The following is a 20892-nucleotide window of genomic DNA, read 5'->3' as shown; positions in this document are numbered from 1 at the left end:
AATGTATAAATATTTATAAAAATCTGATGATCATTTTATGTGAAAAAAGTCAAAAAGGGGCTGGGAGAAGATGATTCGCACGTACAAAGTCATGCTTCTGCCCAATCATAAGCAAAAGGCGAGGACTATTGCGGAAGTATGAAAAGAATAAAGTTGAAACAGAGGGAGGTGAATACCGTTACAGAAAAACGGAAAACATCAAGAAACTTGACTTCGGAGCGCCAAAGAAACGAGAGTAGCTTCGGCAAAATCGGGCGCGATGAACAAGGAAGGAAACATAGACTTTTTTAAAGTCTTGTAAGTTTTCTGTAACGGATTGACATGCGAAGTAAACTATTAAAATATGGTACAGTATATCCAATTACATCTCCTCCCATGAAAGGAGCGGATGTACGTATTGAAAACGGAAAAATTGCAGAAATCGGCTATAATCTTCTCGCTGATGAGCAAACCGAAGTAATCGATGTCTCAGGAAAATACGTCTTTCCAGGTTTTATCGACGTTCATACACACCTTGGTTTATATGACGAAGGAACGGGATGGGCGGGCAACGACGCAAACGAAACGATTGAAACGATGACCCCACATGTACGTGCCATTGATAGCGTATATCCACTCGATCCCGGTTTTCGCGATGCAATCGAACATGGGATTACAACGGTTCATATTATGCCCGGAAGCGCAAATGTCATCGGTGGAACGACGGCAGTCATTAAAACGCATGGAAAAAACGCCGCAAACATGATCATCAAACAACCAGCCGGTTTAAAAATTGCCCTCGGTGAAAATCCGAAACGCATGCATAGTCAAGGGAATAAAGAATCGCTCACGCGCATGGGCATTATGGGAATGCTTCGCGAAACGTTTTACAACGCGAGGTATAGCGCTTGGCCGCACGATTTTCGCACCATCCCCATTATTCAAGCGTTAAATCGTGACATTCCGATCCGTGTTCACGCCCATCGCGCCGATGACATTTTATCCGCCATCCGTTTTGCAGATGAATTCGGGCTTGACTTACGCATCGAACATTGTACCGCAGGGCATCTCATTGCTGAAGAACTACAAGGACGAGATTTACAAGTTTCGGTCGGACCAACACTAACACGTCGATCGAAAGTAGAATTGAAAAACAAAAGTTGGAAAACATATAAAATTTTATCCGACGTAGGCGTTCACGTCTCTATCACAACAGATCATCCATACACACCTATTCAATACTTACCTATTTGCGCTGCGATTGCTGTTCGCGAAGGGCTCGATGAACAAAAAGCGCTCGAAGGCATTACCATTTTGCCGGCACGTAATTTAGGGGTGGACGATCGTGTCGGAAGTCTTGAAACCGGAAAAGATGCTGACATTGTCGTTTGGAATCACCATCCGTTTCACTATCTCGCAACTCCTATATTCACCATGATAAACGGGGAAATAATATACAAGAAAAATTAATAAAAAAACTATTTATTTTTCACATCATTTCAAGTATGATATAAAAGGTTATATACAAAAAACTATATATGTATGCGACAGTAAGGGAAGGCAAATGGTGCGCCACCAGCAGTGCGCTGGTTCTAGTGGGTTCGATTCCCACCCCGAAATTTTTTGATTTGCATAAATTAAAAAATTTCGAGGGTGGCTCGTTCCCTATGGTCGACTGCCCTCGTGAATGGAGGGAGATACGATGCTTAAAAAACGCGAACTGCAAGATTGTCAAGCGTTATACGAGCTTATGGTGCACCCAGACGTCTTCCCTTTCGTGCGCCATAAAGCATATTCATATGAAGAATTTTTGTTCATCACAAAGCAAACAATTGAAGCGGAAGAACGCGGGGAACTAATCTCACGCACCATTTTAGATGAGTGGGGCAATCCGATTGGAACGATTAACTTATTCGATATTGAAGATGGCGCAGGCTTTTTAGGCACATGGCTCGGAAAACCGTATCACGGCAAAGGATATAACCAACTCGCCAAAGACGCCTTCTTTAACGAACTGTTTTATGAACGTTCCATCAACACGATCTTCATGCGCATTCGCAAAGTTAACGTCCGCTCCACAAAAGCTGCTGAAAAACTTCCTTATGTCACCCTTGCTAATGAAACGAGAAAACGGTTATGGGAAGAAATTAATCAAGGTGAAGACATATATAACTTATATGAAATTTCAAAGGATAACTATACACTATATGCGATGCGCCAACAAAAACTTGACGATGAACAACAATTAAAAGAAGCGTAACCTGTTCTGTACGAACAGGTTTTTTATTTGGATAATTTTTTATTTTTCTGTTCATAATGTTAACGCTACATTTGAAAAAAGCGAGGGATACATATGTCTGACAAAAAGAAACGCGATAAAACAAAAAGTACGCTCTCTAGAGCACAAGAAGTGACCTATGCCCGCGACTTTAAGCGTGCCGATCAAGCTGGAGGATTCACCGCCAAGCACGCACGCCATTAACAACATTCTCCATTCATTTTTTTCGCTATTCGTCACATGCTAGTAGCGACATGAATGAAAAGGAGGCGACACATATGGGGCGTTCACGCGGTCAAAAAGCCAGAGACAAAAACAAGTCAACGATGCCACAAGTGCCAAAGACGATGAAATCAGACGGTTATGATGTCGAGTTTTCTGCCGAATTTGCCGATCATGAAGACTTAGAGGCACAAGCTCGCGCCGAAGCGGCTGGCATTCGCCAAAGTAAAAAGAGAAAATCTTAAGAGACGAAGAAGGTGTCCGAATGTCGGGACACCTTCTTTCCTAACCTCGTAACTCGTACTACACTCTAAACTTCGCCACTTCACTTCTTAATTTCTCGGCCATTTCAGCTAACGATGTAGCTGCGGACATGATTTCTTCACTATATGACTAAAACGGAAACTTTATATGATGTCAACGCCCAAACAAAATTTTTAACTTTTTATCCAAAAATATTTTTCATTTTTTTGAACATTTTATTTGCGATATTTTTCACAAGTTAAATGCATGCTACATTACATATGTACAGACCAAAAAGTCCTTTTTTGCCTAGAAGGAGGATTATAATCATGAAAGCTGCAGTTGTGGAACAATTTAAAGAGCCGTTACAAGTGAAAGAAGTGGAAAAACCTAAGATCTCATACGGGGAAGTATTAGTGCGCATTAAAGCGTGCGGGGTATGCCATACAGACTTGCATGCCGCACATGGCGACTGGCCTGTAAAACCAAAACTACCACTCATTCCTGGACATGAAGGCGTCGGTGTCATCGAAGAAGTCGGCCCTGGAGTGACGCATTTAAAAGTTGGAGATCGCGTCGGTATCCCTTGGCTTTATTCCGCCTGCGGTCATTGTGACTATTGCTTAAGCGGACAAGAAACATTGTGTGAGCATCAACAAAACGCTGGATATTCGGTTGACGGTGGTTACGCTGAATATTGTCGTGCTGCAGCTGATTATGTCGTGAAAATTCCTGATAACTTATCATTTGAAGAAGCTGCTCCAATCTTTTGCGCTGGCGTAACAACATATAAAGCTTTAAAAGTAACAGGTACAAAACCAGGTGAATGGGTAGCGATTTACGGTATCGGCGGGCTTGGACACGTCGCTGTTCAATATGCAAAAGCGATGGGATTAAACGTCGTGGCTGTCGATTTAGGTGATGAAAAACTTGAGCTTGCTAAACAACTTGGTGCAGATCTTGTCGTCAATCCGAAACATGATGATGCAGCACAATGGATAAAAGAAAAAGTGGGCGGTGTGCATGCGACTGTCGTCACAGCTGTTTCAAAAGCTGCGTTTGAATCCGCCTACAAATCCATTCGTCGCGGTGGTGCTTGCGTACTTGTCGGATTGCCACCTGAAGAAATACCTATTCCAATTTTCGATACCGTTTTAAATGGAGTAAAAATTATCGGTTCCATCGTTGGTACGCGCAAAGACTTACAAGAGGCACTTCAATTTGCAGCAGAAGGAAAAGTAAAAACGATTGTCGAAGTACAACCGCTTGAAAACATTAACGACGTGTTCGACCGCATGTTAAAAGGACAAATTAACGGTCGCGTCGTGTTAAAAGTAGATTAAAAGAAGGCGTCACTCGGCGCCTTCTTATTTTACTTCAACGGAAAACACTTGATGATCATGAAGCTCTTCCTTAATTACGTGCACACGAAACTGATACGTTCCCGAAAATGCGAATAAAACTTCCGAAACATACATCCCGTTTCCCTTTTCATTCATTGTGACATATGTATGCTTCTTGTCTCCTCCTCTCCAATACTCCATTGTTACTTGTGCATCTGTTAAAGGTTTTCCATCCGATAGCATTTGTACTTGAAACATCGTTCGTTCATTTTGTTTTGCTTCTTTTGGTGAAAGTGTCATATGTACATGATGGTGTGTATGTGCATCATTAGATTGCGTTGGTGTTTTCGTTGTCGCTCCTTGTTTTTGCTCAACACGAACTTCATTTTTTTCCATACGGTGCAAATGATTCGCTGTCACATGGTACGTCACTACATATACACCATCCGCCCCAAATGTTTTTTCAACGACGTATACACCGTTTCCTTGATGACGAGCTGGAATCATCTCGTCGTGCTCTTCTCCTTTTCGTCTTATTTCAAACTGGACATCACTCGCCTGTTCAATCGGCTTCTTCCCATCTGTAACTGTCACTTGAAGTGTGGCTGGTTCATCAACATAAATGGTTTGGGGCGTTGTTTGAAAAACGACTTCTAGTTGTGCAAGCTGTTCTTTTTCTTGTTGTTGCGTATTACCTTGTGACGTACATCCATAAACAGTAAACATAATCAAAAGGACTACCCATGCTAGTTTTTTCATCCTATTTCGCGCAGGAGACTCCCACTTCAACGACCAAAGAGAGTAAGTGGGAGAGGAATGCGCGTTCCCCCTTTCTTTTGTGTATGAGATAATAAAGGCGTGGAGAAAACCGTTAAATAAAGGCACTCCAATAACTGCTACTCGATGTATGGAGTTGGTTACAGGAAACGTTGTAACCGTAAAACATCGAGCGTATGTCCGTCTGTTGTGTGTGGAAGCCAAGTACTGCCAACAGACAAACTGAGAGAATCGGTAACGATGTAGGCATGACCTGCATCGTTGGGCAGTTGTCAACCTGCCCCTTGATGCAACCCCAAGTCAAGGAAGGAGGACAAAGTCCGCTCGCACTTCTGGGGAGTTGCAAGCCCTCGCTTCAAGCGTTAGCTAAGTGGGGGTAGTTGACTTTATTTCTCTCCATTCTTAGTATTTATTACAAAGCACCGTTCCCCTTATTTACGTCCCACAAAACGTCCGATACGGTCGGTCAGACGGCTCAGGAGGTATAGCATATTGTTCTTGTTCTTTCGTGTATGCATACGGATGTTGCAACGCATGAAGCAACTGCTCCATGACCGTATAATCCCCGCGTTCAACCGCCGCCGTCAGCGCTTCTTCGACCCGATAGTTGCGCGGAATGATCGCCGGGTTGTTTTGCCGCATTCGTTCATACACTTCATCTTTTGTTACGCCTTGACGGGCGATTCTTTGTTGCCAACGTGTATACCAGTCGCGAAGTTCTTGTTCGCAAAAATGCCATTCCTCTAATGTCAACGCCCGAAACGTATTCGTATAATCGAGGCGATGCGTGTACATCAAATGAAGAAGCTCTCCAATCAGCTTTTTATCTTTCGCCTCTTCCGTCCAAAGCCCGAGCTTCGCGCGCATTCCTTGTAACCAATACGTTTCATACAATGCTGGAAATTGTTCAATGACTTTTTGCGCAATCTCGATTGCTTTTTCCTCTTCGTCATGTAAAAGCGGTAGTACACTTTCTGCAAAACGGGCGATGTTCCATCCAGCGATATATGGCTGATTTCCGTACGCATACCGCCCTTGAGTATCAATCGAACTAAACACCGTCTTCAGATCGTATACGTCCATAAACGCACACGGTCCGTAATCAATCGTCTCTCCGCTAATCGTCATATTATCGGTGTTCATCACCCCATGAATAAACCCGACCAATTGCCATTTCGCCACAAGTGCCGCCTGCTTTTTCATCACTTCTTCAAGTAAAAAAACATAGCGGTTGGACGCATGTTCCCCGTTCGGATAATGTCGCTTGATCGCATAGTCGGCTAACGCTTGCAATTCCTCTTTAGATAAAAAACGCGCCGCATATTGAAACGTCCCGACACGTACATGGCTCGCAGCCACGCGCGTCAAAATCGCTCCCGGAAGTTCCGTCTCTCGCATCACAACTTCCCCTGTCGTCACGACCGCTAAACTTCTCGTCGTCGGAATACCGAGCGCATGCATTGCCTCACTAATGATATACTCACGAAGCATCGGTCCAAGCGCCGCTCGACCATCCCCACCACGCGAATACGGTGTCCGCCCTGAACCTTTTAGCTGAATATCCACCCGTTCTCCACTTGGCGTCACATGTTCCCCAAGCAAAATGGCACGCCCATCGCCAAGCATATTAAAATATCCAAACTGATGTCCGGCATACGCCTGCGCCAAAGGCTCCGCCCCGTCCGGCACACGATTTCCCGCAAACACCGCCACTCCTTCTTCACTCGCCAAAGCCTCTCTATTTAATCCAAGCTCCTCCGCAAGCGAACGATTGAGCACAACAAGCTTCGGATCACGAACAGGCGTTGGACGCATCCTCGTAAAAAATCGCTCAGGTAAACGAGCATAGCTATTATCAAAGTTCCAGTTGGCGTTCAACATATTTCCTCCCCGCATGAAATATTCGAATGATGGTTGTATGTATTAGTATATCCTATTTTCTTTCATCGTGCTGTTTGGGAATGCATGACGTCAATTTTGTTCGTTTAATTCGATAGTGAAAAATTGAAGATGAAACACGATACAACATGCGAAGAAAAAAAGAATATTGAATGTTTCACTTCAATCACGTCATCTCGATATAACGATAGAAATGCCACACAAATCATGGTAAAATTTTATAAAAAATGCGTTAGGTGGTTTTTATTGATGGAAAAAAGCTTTTTCGAAGAATTGCAACTTCTTGCTAAACAATATCCTGATACAAGTGTCATACAACGTCTATCACCGAAAGATTACATTGAAGTTCTCGTTCTTCATTCCGCTAAACAGCTCGCTCATAAGTTAAAAAGTTTGGCAGAAGAGAACCGTTTTGATGAAATTATTCAACTAACGAAACACATTTCTACTTTAGTATCAAATAACGAAGATTCTTTTTCCTTGCCACTCTCTATGATTACATACACGTACGGACAACGAGAAATACCAATTATAGAGGACTTTTTCCTATCTAGATTACATTTACTATATAACGATAAACATACAATGAAAAACTTTTTTAAAACATTAAAATATGAAATGCTGACAGCTGATTCTGTCGATTTTATGGTTAGCTTTATCCGAATGTCAGGGTTGCAATTATTGATTCGTCCACTACTTATGCTTGAAAAAGAACGTATTCCTGTACGCATCATCACATCGACCTATCTAAGCATTACAGAACCAAAAGCACTCAAAAAACTCATGCAATTTTCGAACGTACAAGTAAAAATAATCGATACGCAACAACATTCTTTTCATACGAAAGCATACATGTTCCATCGACGTTCAGGATTAAATACAGTAATCATAGGCTCGTCAAATATTTCGCACTCAGCCCTCATTAACGGACATGAGCTAAATGTAAAGCTACCCGATACAAGCTTTTTACCAATTTATGAGCATACAAAGCAAATTTTTGAGAAAATATGGAATCATACAGATGCGATTTCTCTTGATCATGCATTTATCCAAAAATACGAACAACAAACAATAAGAAAAGAAAGCGAACCTTTAGCTGCTGAGCCGAAAGGAGAATATATCGTTACATCAAGTGTGAAGCCGAACGATATGCAAAAAAAAAGCATTAAAAAACCTTGAACATACAAGAAAAAGTGGTAACACAAAAGGCGTCATTATCGCTGCTACTGGAACTGGAAAAACGTATTTAGCCGCTTTTGACGTCAAAGCATATGATCCAAAAAAGCTTTTATTTATCGCTCATCGTGAAGAATTGTTAGATAAGGCAATTGAAACATTTAAACATGTGATAGGAAATGACCGTCTATTTGGGAAAATTACAGGGACAGTGAAACAATTCGATAAACCGTATTTATTTAGTACCGTTCAATCACTCTCTAAAGACGAAACGTTGCAACATTTTGAGCAACATGAATTTGACTATATCATTATCGATGAATTTCATCATGCCGAAGCACCTACGTATCAAAAAGTGATTCGTTATTTCCAGCCGAAATTTTTGCTTGGTTTAACAGCAACACCGGAAAGAATGGATGGCAGAGACGTTTTAGCAATTTGTGACCATAACGTTGTATATGAAATACGTTTAAGAGAGGCTCTAGACGCACAGTTGCTCGCACCATTTCACTACTTTGGTATTTCAGATCGTACGGTAGACTATAGTCAAATTCCATTAAAAAACGGTATGTTTGATGAAGCGCTGCTTGTGAAAGCTTTAAAAACAAACGAACGAACAGATTTTATTATTGAAATGATTCGTACGTATAGTTATGACGGCGATCGTATCGTCGGGCTCGCTTTTTGTGTAAATATCGATCATGCAAAATATATGAGCGAACAATTTAATAAACGCGGATATTGCACAACATACTTAACTGGTGAACATAGCGTGGAATATCGTGAACAGATTATAAAGAGACTAGAAAATCCAGACGATCCACTTGAATTCATCTTTACTGTTAACATTTTTAACGAAGGAATTGATATTCCAAGTTTAAATCTTTTATTATTTTTAAGACCTACCGAATCATCGACTGTATTTATTCAACAATTAGGAAGAGGACTAAGAAAAGTAAAAGGAAAAGAGTTTGTGACGATTTTGGATTTTGTAGGAAATTACCAAAAATCGTTTATGATTCCGCTCGCTCTCGCTGGGCAACTGAACGACAAAGCGTTTGATAAAGATTCCCTCCGTGTTGCAATTACACACGAATTTGCCGATCTACCAGGCGGCGCATACGTTGATCTAGATCCAGTAACACAAAGGGAAATTTTAGACCGTATTGACTCTATTAAAATGAATTCAACGGATATGTTAAAAATGCTATATCAACAGTTTAAAAATGAGCTTGGGCGCTCACCAGAAATATTAGATTTTTTATATTACGAACAATCGCCAAGCTTAACGTTTTTCATATATAAGTATCGTTCATGGGTCAAAACAAAAGAAAAAATGAATGATATAAACGAGCTTGACCAAATGATTTTACACTACCCATTGATGTGTGAGTGCGTTGAACGACTAGAAAACCAACTCCCGATCAAATGGCCGTACGATTTTGTCATTTTGCAGCTAGCTTTTTTACAAAAAGTCGTATCTTGTGAAGATGTCGTAAAACAACTTGCCAAAAAGTTTGCCGTAGATGTGCCGTTAGAAAAACATGAACAGATGATTATACAATCGATGGATCGCCTATCATTGCCATATAAAAAACAAAAATGGTCGTTTGGACAACGAAATGGCCAGCAATTCATCTTGAATGATGACATTCTTGCTTTAACTGAAGATACACAGTTTTTCAATTACATCAAAGATCGTATCGACTACGGACTCATTGAATTTAGGAGAACGTATCGTCCTGAACGATTTTTAGCTAAAGGAGAAAAGCTTACTCTTTATCAAAACTATACGAGAAATGATTTAATTTTCTTATTTGAAGCAGGAGTAAAAGAAGGATCGTGGCGAGAAGGAGTAAGTAAAGTTAGAAACCATTATTTACTGTTCGTTAATTTAAATAAATCAGAAAGAGTGAAAGAACATTTACATTACAAAGATTATTTTCTTGACCAAAAGCATTTTCATTGGCAAAGCCAAAATCAAACGTCTCATCATTCTTCTGTCGGACAAAATTTTATTCATCATAAAGAACTTGGAATCCATATTCATCTATTTGTTCGAAAGTTTGAAGAAATGCACGGAATGACATTGCCGTTTACTTATCTCGGTGAAGTCGATTATGTGTCGAGCTATGGAGATAAGCCGATGAGTATCACATGGCGACTACATCATCCCGTGCCGGAAGATTTATATATTGACTTGATTCGCTAATAAAGCATCTACAGTCGGAATATCAGCGGGTGCCCATTCAAGAGATTTTAAATCTCGAAGCGGCACCCATCTTAATTCAGCATGTTCTTTCGCTTGCGGTTCTCCCTCAATAATTGTCGCTTTATATGTCAGTAAATGGACAATAACTTGAGGATATTCGTAATGCACTTCTTCAATTTTTCCATGTACTTCAATCGTACATCCTAATTCCTCATGAATTTCCCTGACTAATGTTTCTTCCTCCTTCTCCCCTTTTTCAACTTTCCCACCCGGAAATTCCCAAAGGTTAGGGAGTGACATCGTATGCGACCGAAGTGCACACAACACACGATTTTGATCATCAAATATCACTGCCCCTACGACACGAACCGTTTTTTTCATTAACGTTTCCCCTCTATCTTCATTTTTTGTGAATACTTTCATTCTACAAAAAAGTTGTCCTTTTTTCTATGCTCGTCCAGCAAGGCAAAAAGCAGTGAACTCTTCTCTCCACAAAGTCACGATATAAGGGGCATCTTTCCTCTTGAGGAGGGGAAGGGTTTACCAAACCGTTCTCCTTCTCAAGAGGCCACCAAACGAAGTGCGGTAGTAGGGTTTTAAAGTTTTTCTCGATTTTACGTGTCTATTTTCTTGACATAATACCAATTTATTTTTTCTCATTTTTTTCTACAGCATGTCCGCCAAATTCGTTGCGTAAAGCTGCTACTACTTTACCTGTAAATGTATCTGTTTCTAATGAACGATAACGCATCAATAAGGACATAGCGATGACAGGAGTGGCTGTTTGTAAATCTAAAGCCGTTTCGACTGTCCATTTTCCTTCACCGGAAGAATGCATAATTCCTTTGATTTCCTCTAATTTTGCATCTTTAGAAAAGGCGCGTTCTGTTAATTCCATAAGCCATGAACGAATAACCGAACCGTTATTCCATACTCTTGCTACTTTTTCATAGTCATAATCGAATTCGCTTTTCTCTAATATTTCAAATCCTTCACCAATGGCAGCCATCATCCCGTATTCAATCCCATTGTGAACCATTTTTAAAAAGTGGCCGCTGCCTGCTTTTCCTGCATATAAATACCCATTTTCTACAGCCGTATCCCGGAAAAGAGGCTCGACAATGCTCCAAGCTTCAGGATCTCCTCCAACCATGTAGCATGCTCCGTTCCGAGCACCTTCCACCCCGCCAGAAGTCCCGGCATCCATAAAACGAATCCCAGCTTCTTTTAACTGGTTGTAACGACGAATCGATTCCTTATAATGAGAATTTCCACCATCAATTACAATGTCTCCTTTGCTTAAAAATGGGATAATCTCACGAATAACCGAATCAACAACATTGTGCGGAACCATGAGCCAAACAATTCTTGGATTTTCTAATGATAAAACGAGTTCCTCTAAGCTTGATACACCTTTAGCGCCGTATTTTTTTATTTCTTCAACCGCATTTGCATTTACATCGAACGCCACTACTTCATGTTTATGGTCAATGAGATTTTTACCTAAGTTTAATCCCATTTTCCCTAAACCGATTAACCCGACTTTCATGTTCATTGCCCTCCTCGAACTGATTTAACCTTTCGACATTATTCACATTTTATACGTATATATGCACAGCTAATCTATAGTTCCATTTAGAAATGATATTTTCTAATGATGAGAATGAAGTTCGACAAGATCATTCGCAACTACCACCAATTGAATCCGTCCTCTTCCAGTAACCGATGAGAAGCCTCTGGCCCCATTGAACCTGAACGATACGAATGAAGGGGAAGGAGATTTCCCTCAAATGCCTCTAAAACAGGCTGTACCCACTTCCAAGAGAGTTCAACTTCTTTCCAATGAGCAAAGAAAGTCGAATCGCCTCGCAAAGCATCAAAAATTAACACTTCATAGGCTTCAGGTACATTTTTCTCATTAGTTGAAAAATGCATATGAATAGGCTCGATTTTTCCATTGTTTAATATATTTTTACTATTTAATTGCAACGTAACACCCTCATTCGGACTGATTTCAATCACTAAAAGATTAGGAGCCGTTTCCTCATTTTTTTGCAAGTACCATTCCTTTAATGGATTTTTAAACTCAATCACAATACGAGTAGATTTTTCCTTCATTCTTTTCCCCGTACGGAGATAAAATGGCACCCCACTCCAAAACTCATCATCAATCCACAAGCGAGCCGCAACAAATGTATCTGTTGTTGAAGAAGCAGCAATTCCAGGCTCTTCTTTATATCCAACAACTGGTTTACCAAAGATTTCTCCAGGACCATATTGGCCGCGAACGACATGTAAACCTACTTCTTCTTTTTGTAATGGGCGAAGAGATTCGATGATTTTTCTTTTTTCGTCGCGGATGTCTTTTGCGCTGATCCGTTTTGGCAGGTGCATGGCTGTCATCATCAACAATTGCAACATATGATTTTGGAACATATCGCGAATGGCCCCTGCCTGGTCATAATACCCCGCTCTCTCTTCTACCCCAACCGTTTCACTAGCCGTAATTTGTACATTCGCTATATACTGATTGTTCCATAACGATTGAAACAAAGGGTTGGCAAATTTTAAGGCTTCAAGATTTTGGACCATCGGCTTTCCAAGGTAATGGTCCACTCGATAAATTTCCTCTTCTTCAAAAGCTTGACTTAACTTTTTATTTAAATCTTGAGCGGATCTCAAATCGTGCCCAAACGGCTTTTCGATAATCAGACGTTTCCAACCTTTTGTGGAGCCTAATCCACTTTCCTTAATGTTCGACGTAATTACATCAAAAAACTCTGGCGCAACAGATAAATAAAACATGCGGTTTTCAGGAATATTCAACTCTTTTTCACGTTGCTGAACAATTTCCAATATCTTTTTATACCCTTCCATATCCGTTACATCTAAAGAAGTATAACGAAATGCACGGAGAAATTCTTCCATTTTGGAACGGTCATTGATGAAACGTGTAGAAAATGTTTTTAATGAATGTGCCACATGTGTTTGAAAGTCATCATCCGACCATTCTCTTCTACCTAAACCAATAATGGAAAACGAATGAGGCATTTTTTGATCGAGAAATAAATGATATAATGCAGGAAAAATTTTTCTTTTCGCTAAATCCCCTGTTGCTCCAAACAAGACAAAGGTCATAGAATCCAATTTTCATTCCCCCATCCTTTCGAAACATTTTCTAAACCGAAAATTTTTGAATACAGTGAGATAAAAAGATCAGATTCAAATGGAATCCGATCTTTTTATCTTTGATAAGAAATTTTGATGGTACGTGCCGATTAGAAGTTAACATCCAGACCATAAAACGCTGCGATGTATAATTTTTTCATTTCTTCTACCGATGTTTCACGCGGATTCGTGCTTGTGCATGGATCTTGCACGGCATTGGCTGCCATTTCATCCACGTGTGCATGGAACATCTCCTCGGATACCCCATATTCTTGAAGCGTATTTGGAATGTTCATCTCGCGATTCAAGTCACGAATCCAAGCAATGAGTGAATCCACCAATTCTTTATTGTTTTCACCCTTCAGGCCAAGTCGTTTGGCAATGGCAGCATAACGGTCCTCGACTACTGTGCGGTTAAATTGAATCACATATGGTAAATAAATCGCATTGGCACATCCGTGTGGAATGTTAAACGTTGGACCGCTTTTATGCGAAAGACTGTGCACGTTTCCTAGTACGGCATTAGCAAATGCCATTCCGGCCATCGCCTGAGCATAATGGACTTGCTCACGAGCTTTTCGATCTCCCTGGTAAGAAGCAAGAAGATTTTCTTTAAGTACTCCAGCTGCTTCAATCGCCAGCGAATCCGTGAAAATGGTACGAGGCTTGGCTACATATGCTTCAATGCTGTGTGTAATCGCGTCCATTCCGCTGTAAGCTATCACATGCTTCGGCATGGATTGAACCATAACCGGATCGATAATGGCCATATCTGGCGTCAATTCGAAATCAGCCAGCGGATATTTGACACCTGTTTCCGCATCGGTAATCACTGATAAATTGGAGATTTCAGATGCGCTTCCGCTTGTAGTTGGAATTCCCACGAATTTTGCTTTTGTACGCAATCGCGGCAAGCTAAATGGACGAGTCGCTTCTTCGAATGTCAATTCCGGATGCTCATAGAACAGCCACATCGCTTTCGCCGCATCCATTACCGATCCGCCGCCAATTCCAATTACCCAGTCAGGCTGAAAATCATTAAGAACACGTACGCCTTTTTTGACCATTTGGGTCGTCGGTTCCGTCGTAATCCCCTCGATTACGGTTGTTTCTATATTGGCTTCTGAAAGAAGTTGTTGAATTTCATCAAGATTCCCATTTTTCTTGACGGAGCTACCACCAATGACGAGAACAGCTTTTGATCCTTCCAACGTTTTCAAGACATCGAGAGCATTCTCTCCGAAATAAATATCGCGCGGAATAGTAAAACGATTCATGTTGTCCCCTCCTATGCTTACGTTTTGTTTTACAGACGCTAGTATAATCCGTATAATCCTATTTTAGAAGTACGCACTTTATTATCATGTAGTGATAAAAAGTATACTATTGGTTTATAATAGAGAATGGAGGTGGAATAAATGGGACATGTTTGTGGCAAAATGTATAACTGTGAAAAAGAATTGACACTTGCTGTTATTGGCGGTAAATGGAAAATGCTTATTTTATGGCATCTAGGAAAAGGTGGGACGAAGCGGTTTGGCGAGCTAAAGGCTCTCATGCCGGGGATCACCCAACGAATGCTTGTTAACCAGCTGCGAGAACTGGAAGCAGACCTTATTGTTGAACGCAAAGTCTATCCAGTAGTTCCTCCAAAAGTAGAATATTCACTGACTGAACATGGAAAAAGTCTAATGCCAATTCTCGATGCTATGTATGAGTGGGGTAAAAATTATATGGAGACGGTCGTGAAGGGCCAAGTAAAAATCAATGAGTCCACCAAATAAAAAACGCTCTCTCCTTTGAAAGCTCGAAAACGGCCTTCTCATCTTCCTTTATTTCAATATCGTTATGTTTTTATTGGAGCGCTAAACCTTGTAGAGGCATATAGTCATCAAAAAACGGGCAGCATCTTTATAAATGGTCTGCTGCCCGTTTTTTACGTATATACATTGATGACTCTCCTCACTTAATTCTTTATATTCCCTTTTAGTATACTTTTTTACACTATGTTACATGAAAGTGTGTACTTGTTAAAGCGAATGATGTGCTTAATAATATCAATATCATGGATATTAATAACATGAATGGGGTAAAATTTTTTAAGACTGATGACAAGAAAGGAGGAGGCTTATGAAACTAAGAGTTTCAGCCGTTCAATATCATCTCCATACGATAAATTCTTTTGAAGAATTTGCTAATCAAGTGGAGCATTATATTAAAACAGCTCAAGAATTTGATGCAGATTTTGTTTTATTCCCAGAATTTTTTACTACTCAGCTCATGTCCATTGGCAATGAACAAGGACAGCCTTTGACGATTCAAGAGCTTCCTGATTTTACTGAACAATATCGGTCTTTATTTATAGATTTAGCAAAGAAGACAAAGATGCATATTATTGGAGGAACACATGTCATCCGTAAAGGTGACCGATTATACAATGTGGCTCATTTGTTCTATCCAGATGGAAGAGTCGCAGAACAGGCAAAGCTCCACATTACTCCTACGGAAGTAAAGGAATGGAACATGTCGCCTGGCGATGGCCTGCAAGTGTTTGAGACTGAAAAAGGAACGATTGCCATGTTGACGTGCTATGACATTGAGTTTCCAGAAATTGTTCGCATGGCTAAAGCGAGAGGTGCTGATGTTATTTTCTGTCCTTCTTGCACGGATGATCGTCACGGATTCCATCGTGTCCGTTACACAAGCCATGCAAGAGCCATCGAAAATCAAGTCTATGTTGTCACGACTGGTACAGTAGGTTCCCTTCCGACGGTTGACTTTATGCGGGCGAATTTTGGGCAAGCAGCGGTGATTACACCGAACGATATTCCATTCCCTCCGCGCGGCATCTTAGTCGAAGGGGAAATCAATCATGATATGATTGTAACCGCTGATCTCGATTTAGAACTGTTATATCAAGTTCGCGAAAGCGGTTCCGTCACTACATGGCGCGATCGTCGCACCGATCTCTATCCGGACTGGAAATAAGGTAAGACTAACGCTCTTAAAGGAGGGAGAAAAATGTATCGAAAAGAATTTTACGTCTTTGACCAAGATCGGCCTGTTCCTGCGGTCATTCGAAATTATGAAGAAAAGGACTTTCCCGGCTTAATCCGCATCCAGCAAGAAAGTTTCCCACCGCCATTCCCATCTGAATTATGGTGGAACACGGAACAGCTGAAAAACCATGTTACTCTCTTTCCAGAAGGAGCCTTATGTGTAGAGGTCGATGGCGAAATTGCTGGATCGATGACAGGATTGATTGTTGACTTTGATCCGAATCATCCGGATCATACATGGGAAGAAATTACCGATAATGGATATATTCGCAACCATAATCCAAATGGAAATACGCTCTATGTAGTCGATATTGGCGTGCGTCCTGCTTATCGCAAATTAGGATTAGGAAAATGGCTAATGTTATCCATGTATGAAGTCGTCGTTCAATTGGGATTAGAACGTCTGTTAGGCGGAGGAAGAATGCCCGGCTATCATAAAAAAGCTGATGAGATGACGGCAGAACAATACCTCGAAGCAGTCGTCAAAGGAGAATTAAAGGACCCTGTTATTACTTTCCTGCTTCGCTGTGGCCGTACCCCTGTTCAAGTGGTTGCTAACTATTTAGAGGATGAAGAGTCTTGTAACTACGCGGCGTTGATGGAATGGAAAAATCCTTTTTATACAACAAAATCTGAACAAGGAGAATGATGAACATGGAATATCGGAGAATTACGAGTATTGAAGACCCTTTGTTTAAAAAAATGCACGAATTGATGCAAGAGGTATTTCCTCCTGAAGAAGTATTAGCATTCGATCTTTGGAAAGAGCCTCTTGAAGATCCGGGAATTCGTGTGTGTGTTGCTGTTCATGAAGGGAATGTCGTAGGTGCGACAGAGTACCGCTATTATGAAGATTTAAATGTCGCAATGACAGACTTCACGATCATTGGCCAACCAGGACTTGGCATCGGCCGATTTTTAGCGCAAAAGAGGCTAGAAGATTTGAACGCTTGGGCCGCAGCAAACGGAAAGCAGTTATTTGGCATGTTTGCGGAAATTTATGATCCTTATCGGGTGGAACATTATGAATTTGGCGGAATTAAGCCGATGGATCCATATGTCCGCCGTGAAGTATTGTCTCATCTTGGTTATAAGCGTCTTGATTTCCCTTATGTTCATCCGTCTTGGAACAACGATGGAGAGGCTGTAACTGGACTCGACCTTTGTTTCCTTCCGATGGATGATAACGTAAATGAACTTCCAGCGGAGCTTGTTGTGAAGTTTTTGAAACGATATTATTCTGTCTTATCAAACAAGCCAAAGGCTTGGTATGAAATGGTTGAAAATCTTGAAACAAAAAATACGGTACCTCTTTTAAGCATTTAATGTACTAACATCGTATTCATTTAATTTCAAAAGTCCAAATTCAAAAAACTAAAAAATCCTTTATCAATTCAAATAGTGACAGTACACTTTGTTTGTTAAAATTCTTTCTATAAATATATCATAGTAATGAAGGAGGTTGTTCATATGAGCAAAAAAGTGTTAATTGTTACAGGAGATGCGGTGGAAGCTTTGGAGATTTATTATCCGTATTACCGTTTGTTAGAGGAAGATTTTGATGTTACAATCGCTGCTCCGAAGAAAAAGAAACTGCATACAGTTGTCCACGATTTCGCTGATTGGGATACTTTTGTAGAAAAGCCAGGCTATCTCATTGATGCACATGCATCGTTTGCAGAAATCGATCCAACACAGTACGATGCGCTCATTATTCCGGGAGGACGTGCGCCAGAATACATCCGCCTCGATGAAAACTTGCCAAAAATTGTACGCCATTTCTTTGAAGCGAACAAACCAGTTGCGGCGATTTGCCATGCTTCACTTGTATTAGAAACCCTTCCTGATATTATGAAAGGGCGCAGCATGACTGCATATATTGCCTGCAAGCCAGGTGTAGAAGCAATTGGCGCCAACTATGTATCTGAGCCAACTCATGTTGATAACAATTTCGTATCTGCTCATGCATGGCCGGATTTACCAGCGTTTATGCGTGAATTTATTAAGTTATTAAACAAATAAAATCGTTTGTTAAGGCGTTCTCCTATGGGGACGCCTTTTTGATTTAAACGACATGTTGCACTGATTGTCGATGATCATATAGACACAAAATATTTATGAGCAGTTTTTACTTCTCAATCTAACACGAAGGCGCATTTTCATGAAAAGGTAAGACATCTCATACTTCGCACGACTCTAATGAAAAGACCGCAAAACGCTTCCTTTAAGAAACGCTTTGCGGCCTTTTTGTTCTTTGTTTATTGAGGTGAAAATTCAGTTTGATCAATTACTTGAATTAGTTTAAAATTTTGGCTAGGACTTAAAATGATGATTAGGACTCCTTACACTATTCAAGATTGGCATGTCTTTTAAACATCGTATTGGAGTCCAATCCTTTTTTCTCCATGCATCTCAATATGATCGCATCATAGAATAATAAGAGAGTTTGCTCAAATAGTGAACCCATTGGCTGGATCGTTTTATATCCGCTGTCTGATTGGTCTTTCGGTGAACCAGGTAATTTAACAGTAATATCAGCTAATTGTCCGATGGTTGATTCAGGGAAAATCGTAACAAGCGCTACTGTCGCGCCTAAGCGTTTAGCTTTCTCAGCCATGGAAACTAACGTTTTCGTTTCTCCTGAACCGGAGCCGATGATTAAAATGTCATCTTGTTCCAGGTTAGGGGTTATCGTTTCTCCTACTACATAGGCGTCTAAACCCATATGCATCATTCGCATCGCAAAAGATTTGGACATAAATCCAGATCTGCCTGCACCAGCTACAAAAATTTTCTTTGCCTCAAGAATCCCTTTTACCAATTTTTCAGCTTCTTCATCAGCGATTAAATCGACTGTGCGATTTAACTCTTTTATGATTTCCGCTAAATATTGTGTAGTCTGCATAATTTCATTCACCTTGTTGGATCATTTTTTTCATTTCAGCAGCTGCAGCTCGTTTATCTTTTTGGCCGGTAATACCGCCGCCGACAACGATAAGATCCGGTTTTGCTTTAATGACTTCTGGCAGCGTGTCTAATTTAATGCCGCCGGCGATGGCTGTTTTCGCATTTTTCACAACACGCTTAATTGTGTGAAGTTCTTCAAGAGAATCTTTTCCGACTGCTTGAAGATCGTATCCTGTGTGTACACAAATATAGTCTACACCAAACTCATCCACTTCTTTAGCGCGTTCTTCTAAATTTTTAACACCGATCATGTCAACCAAGATTTTTTTTCCTTGTTTTCTAGCTTCTTCAACGGCCCCCTTGATTGACATATCTTCAGCCACTCCAAGGATCGTGATAATGTCCGCGCCAGCTTCGGATGCTTTCATGACTTCATATGCAGCCGCATCCATGATTTTTAAGTCGGCTAAAACGGTTAAATGAGGAAATGCTTCTTTAATTTCCTTAACAGCTCTCAGGCCTTCATTAATAATAACAGGAGTACCGATTTCTACAATATCCACATACTCCTCAACTTCTTTCACAAGTTCTTTTGCTTCAGGAATATTTACAAGATCCAATGCTAATTGTAGTTGCATGAATTCTTCCCCCCTAATAAAAATTGATTGTTTGTTGCACAAGCGAACATATCTTTTACCTGCTTACCACTTGTACAGCAATCAGTATACTATGTATGATTTTCTTTAGAAAGTACGCACTTTATTTTTACATAGTGTTAAAAAGTATACTATTGGATATGATCATTTCATTCTCGGAACACCTGTCTTCCTTTTTCAAAATGTGCCTAACAACATCTGACCGATGCATATGTCGAAACATGAAATTCCTTCCTTTCCTCTTCAACCGCACTAATCTTTCTTTTGCCATTTTGCAATAAATCCTCATTTTTTCAAAGATGTTCATTGACTTCACAAAATGACAAAACAGTAGTAAAATTCATATAATCATATAAGAAAGGTGGGAATAAACAATGAAAGAAACGAACCGTTCAATCCCCCGTCCGCTTGTAAGAGCCAATCAATGGTTTATTGTGGTTAGTGTTGTTGCAACATGGCTGTCAGGACAAGAATGGTTGCTTGCTTTTCCATTAGCTGCTGGATTGCTTGGATTATTCTTTGATTTTAATCCTGTTATGCGGTTGGCAAAGTTGTTTTTAAAGAAGCATCCTTCTGAGTATGTCCCAGAAGACGCCGAGCAGCAGCAGTTTAATCAAGTCATTGCTGTCATCTGCCTTTCTGTCGGCTTAATAAGTTACTTAGCTGACTGGATGGTCGTTGCCTATATCTTCACAGCGATGGTCGCGTTAGCAGCATTTGTCGCTATCCTCGGATTTTGTATCGGGTGTTTTATTCGTTATCAATGGCAACAATACCGCTATAAAAAAGCCTCTAATCATTAGTGTCGTACAAAAATAGGGGCTGACCTGATTCCAGTAAAGTGTCATACCCCACAGCTGTGTATTAAATAGACACTTTATGAGTGAAGTGACCCTGTCTACTTGACAGGGGTCACTTCAGACTGTTGACAAAATGGTTGTAAGACAGTCGTTTTACAACCATTTTGTTCCAT

At 40.5% G+C, this 20892-nt stretch carries 19 protein-coding genes and 1 pseudogene; 12 read left to right on the top strand and 8 right to left on the bottom strand.

Going from position 1 to position 20892, the window contains the following annotated elements; all coding sequences use genetic code 11:
* The first annotated feature begins 321 nt into the window (after window positions 1-321).
* The 5 genes from BO219_RS13850 to adhP all read left to right on the top strand — a co-directional run bounded on the left by BO219_RS13850 (window position 322) and on the right by adhP (window position 4065).
* Window positions 322-1449, top strand: coding sequence for an amidohydrolase (locus BO219_RS13850; protein WP_077429966.1), 1128 nt, complete (start codon window positions 322-324; stop codon window positions 1447-1449).
* Between the two features lie 232 nt (window positions 1450-1681).
* Entirely contained in the window at window positions 1682-2239 is a 558-nt protein-coding gene (locus BO219_RS13845) for a GNAT family N-acetyltransferase (RefSeq protein WP_077429965.1), read from the top strand.
* Between the two features lie 93 nt (window positions 2240-2332).
* Entirely contained in the window at window positions 2333-2461 is a 129-nt protein-coding gene (locus tag BO219_RS13840) for a YfhE family protein (RefSeq protein WP_077429964.1), read from the top strand.
* Between the two features lie 74 nt (window positions 2462-2535).
* Window positions 2536-2724 (top strand): YfhD family protein, encoded by a 189-nt coding sequence (locus BO219_RS13835; protein WP_004888896.1) that lies wholly within the window; start codon window positions 2536-2538, stop codon window positions 2722-2724.
* Window positions 2725-3051: 327 nt separating this feature from the next.
* On the top strand, window positions 3052-4065 hold the full coding sequence (adhP, locus tag BO219_RS13830) for an alcohol dehydrogenase AdhP (RefSeq protein WP_077429963.1): 1014 nt from the start codon (window positions 3052-3054) through the stop codon (window positions 4063-4065).
* A gap of 24 nt (window positions 4066-4089) precedes the next feature.
* Here the strand turns inward: adhP and BO219_RS13825 are convergent, their stop codons facing one another.
* Window positions 4090-4791, bottom strand: coding sequence for a FixH family protein (locus tag BO219_RS13825; protein ID WP_226373844.1), 702 nt, complete (start codon window positions 4789-4791; stop codon window positions 4090-4092).
* Between the two features lie 486 nt (window positions 4792-5277).
* On the bottom strand, window positions 5278-6723 hold the full coding sequence (locus BO219_RS13820) for a protein adenylyltransferase SelO (RefSeq protein ID WP_198936702.1): 1446 nt from the start codon (window positions 6721-6723) through the stop codon (window positions 5278-5280).
* Window positions 6724-6990: 267 nt separating this feature from the next.
* Between BO219_RS13820 and BO219_RS13815 the strand changes: the two are divergent.
* A pseudogene (locus BO219_RS13815) lies at window positions 6991-10129 on the top strand (DUF3427 domain-containing protein).
* Here the strand turns inward: BO219_RS13815 and BO219_RS13810 are convergent.
* The 4 genes from BO219_RS13810 to BO219_RS13795 all read right to left on the bottom strand — a co-directional run bounded on the left by BO219_RS13810 (window position 10106) and on the right by BO219_RS13795 (window position 14574).
* Window positions 10106-10510: a (deoxy)nucleoside triphosphate pyrophosphohydrolase gene (locus BO219_RS13810; protein WP_077429961.1), complete on the bottom strand. Its 405-nt coding sequence runs from the start codon at window positions 10508-10510 to the stop codon at window positions 10106-10108. The pseudogene BO219_RS13815 and the gene BO219_RS13810 sit on opposite strands and share 24 nt — an antisense overlap.
* A 265-nt stretch (window positions 10511-10775) precedes the next feature.
* The gene (gnd, locus tag BO219_RS13805; RefSeq protein WP_077429960.1) at window positions 10776-11678 is read right to left on the bottom strand and encodes a phosphogluconate dehydrogenase (NAD(+)-dependent, decarboxylating); all 903 of its coding nucleotides are present in this window, start codon (window positions 11676-11678) and stop codon (window positions 10776-10778) included.
* 140 nt (window positions 11679-11818) lie between these two features.
* Window positions 11819-13276, bottom strand: a complete 1458-nt coding sequence (zwf, locus tag BO219_RS13800) for a glucose-6-phosphate dehydrogenase (RefSeq protein ID WP_077429959.1) — start codon at window positions 13274-13276, stop codon at window positions 11819-11821.
* Window positions 13277-13407: 131 nt separating this feature from the next.
* The gene (locus tag BO219_RS13795; RefSeq protein WP_077429958.1) at window positions 13408-14574 is read right to left on the bottom strand and encodes an iron-containing alcohol dehydrogenase; all 1167 of its coding nucleotides are present in this window, start codon (window positions 14572-14574) and stop codon (window positions 13408-13410) included.
* 141 nt (window positions 14575-14715) lie between these two features.
* On the opposite strand from BO219_RS13795, the gene hxlR reads away from it, so the two are divergent.
* The 5 genes from hxlR (at window position 14716) to BO219_RS13770 (ending at window position 18378) form a co-directional block, all read left to right on the top strand.
* Window positions 14716-15081 (top strand): transcriptional activator HxlR, encoded by a 366-nt coding sequence (gene hxlR, locus BO219_RS13790; RefSeq protein ID WP_021095848.1) that lies wholly within the window; start codon window positions 14716-14718, stop codon window positions 15079-15081.
* Between the two features lie 346 nt (window positions 15082-15427).
* On the top strand, window positions 15428-16285 hold the full coding sequence (locus BO219_RS13785) for a carbon-nitrogen hydrolase family protein (RefSeq protein WP_077429957.1): 858 nt from the start codon (window positions 15428-15430) through the stop codon (window positions 16283-16285).
* Window positions 16286-16318: 33 nt separating this feature from the next.
* Complete coding sequence (locus BO219_RS13780; RefSeq protein WP_042536110.1) at window positions 16319-17005, top strand: GNAT family N-acetyltransferase; 687 nt, start codon at window positions 16319-16321, stop codon at window positions 17003-17005.
* Between the two features lie 5 nt (window positions 17006-17010).
* The gene (locus BO219_RS13775) at window positions 17011-17682 is read left to right on the top strand and encodes a GNAT family acetyltransferase (protein ID WP_075039720.1); all 672 of its coding nucleotides are present in this window, start codon (window positions 17011-17013) and stop codon (window positions 17680-17682) included.
* 144 nt (window positions 17683-17826) lie between these two features.
* Complete coding sequence (locus tag BO219_RS13770) at window positions 17827-18378, top strand: DJ-1/PfpI family protein (RefSeq protein ID WP_077429956.1); 552 nt, start codon at window positions 17827-17829, stop codon at window positions 18376-18378.
* Between the two features lie 325 nt (window positions 18379-18703).
* Here BO219_RS13770 and hxlB read toward each other — a convergent pair whose 3' ends face one another.
* Together hxlB and hxlA are read right to left on the bottom strand one after the other, a co-directional pair.
* Window positions 18704-19261, bottom strand: a complete 558-nt coding sequence (hxlB, locus tag BO219_RS13765) for a 6-phospho-3-hexuloisomerase (RefSeq protein ID WP_077429955.1) — start codon at window positions 19259-19261, stop codon at window positions 18704-18706.
* A 4-nt stretch (window positions 19262-19265) separates the two neighbouring features.
* Window positions 19266-19901: a 3-hexulose-6-phosphate synthase gene (gene hxlA, locus BO219_RS13760; protein WP_077429954.1), complete on the bottom strand. Its 636-nt coding sequence runs from the start codon at window positions 19899-19901 to the stop codon at window positions 19266-19268.
* A gap of 392 nt (window positions 19902-20293) precedes the next feature.
* Here hxlA and BO219_RS13755 point away from each other — a divergent pair, with 392 nt between their 5' ends.
* A complete protein-coding gene (locus BO219_RS13755) occupies window positions 20294-20722 on the top strand; it encodes a DUF4395 domain-containing protein (RefSeq protein WP_077429953.1) in 429 nt (142 codons plus the stop codon).
* Window positions 20723-20892: the final 170 nt, after the last annotated feature.

Source organism: Anoxybacillus kestanbolensis (genome assembly GCF_001996285.1).
Classification (GTDB): domain Bacteria; phylum Bacillota; class Bacilli; order Bacillales; family Anoxybacillaceae; genus Anoxybacillus; species Anoxybacillus kestanbolensis_A.
This window is presented reverse-complemented; position numbering and strand designations above follow the sequence as displayed.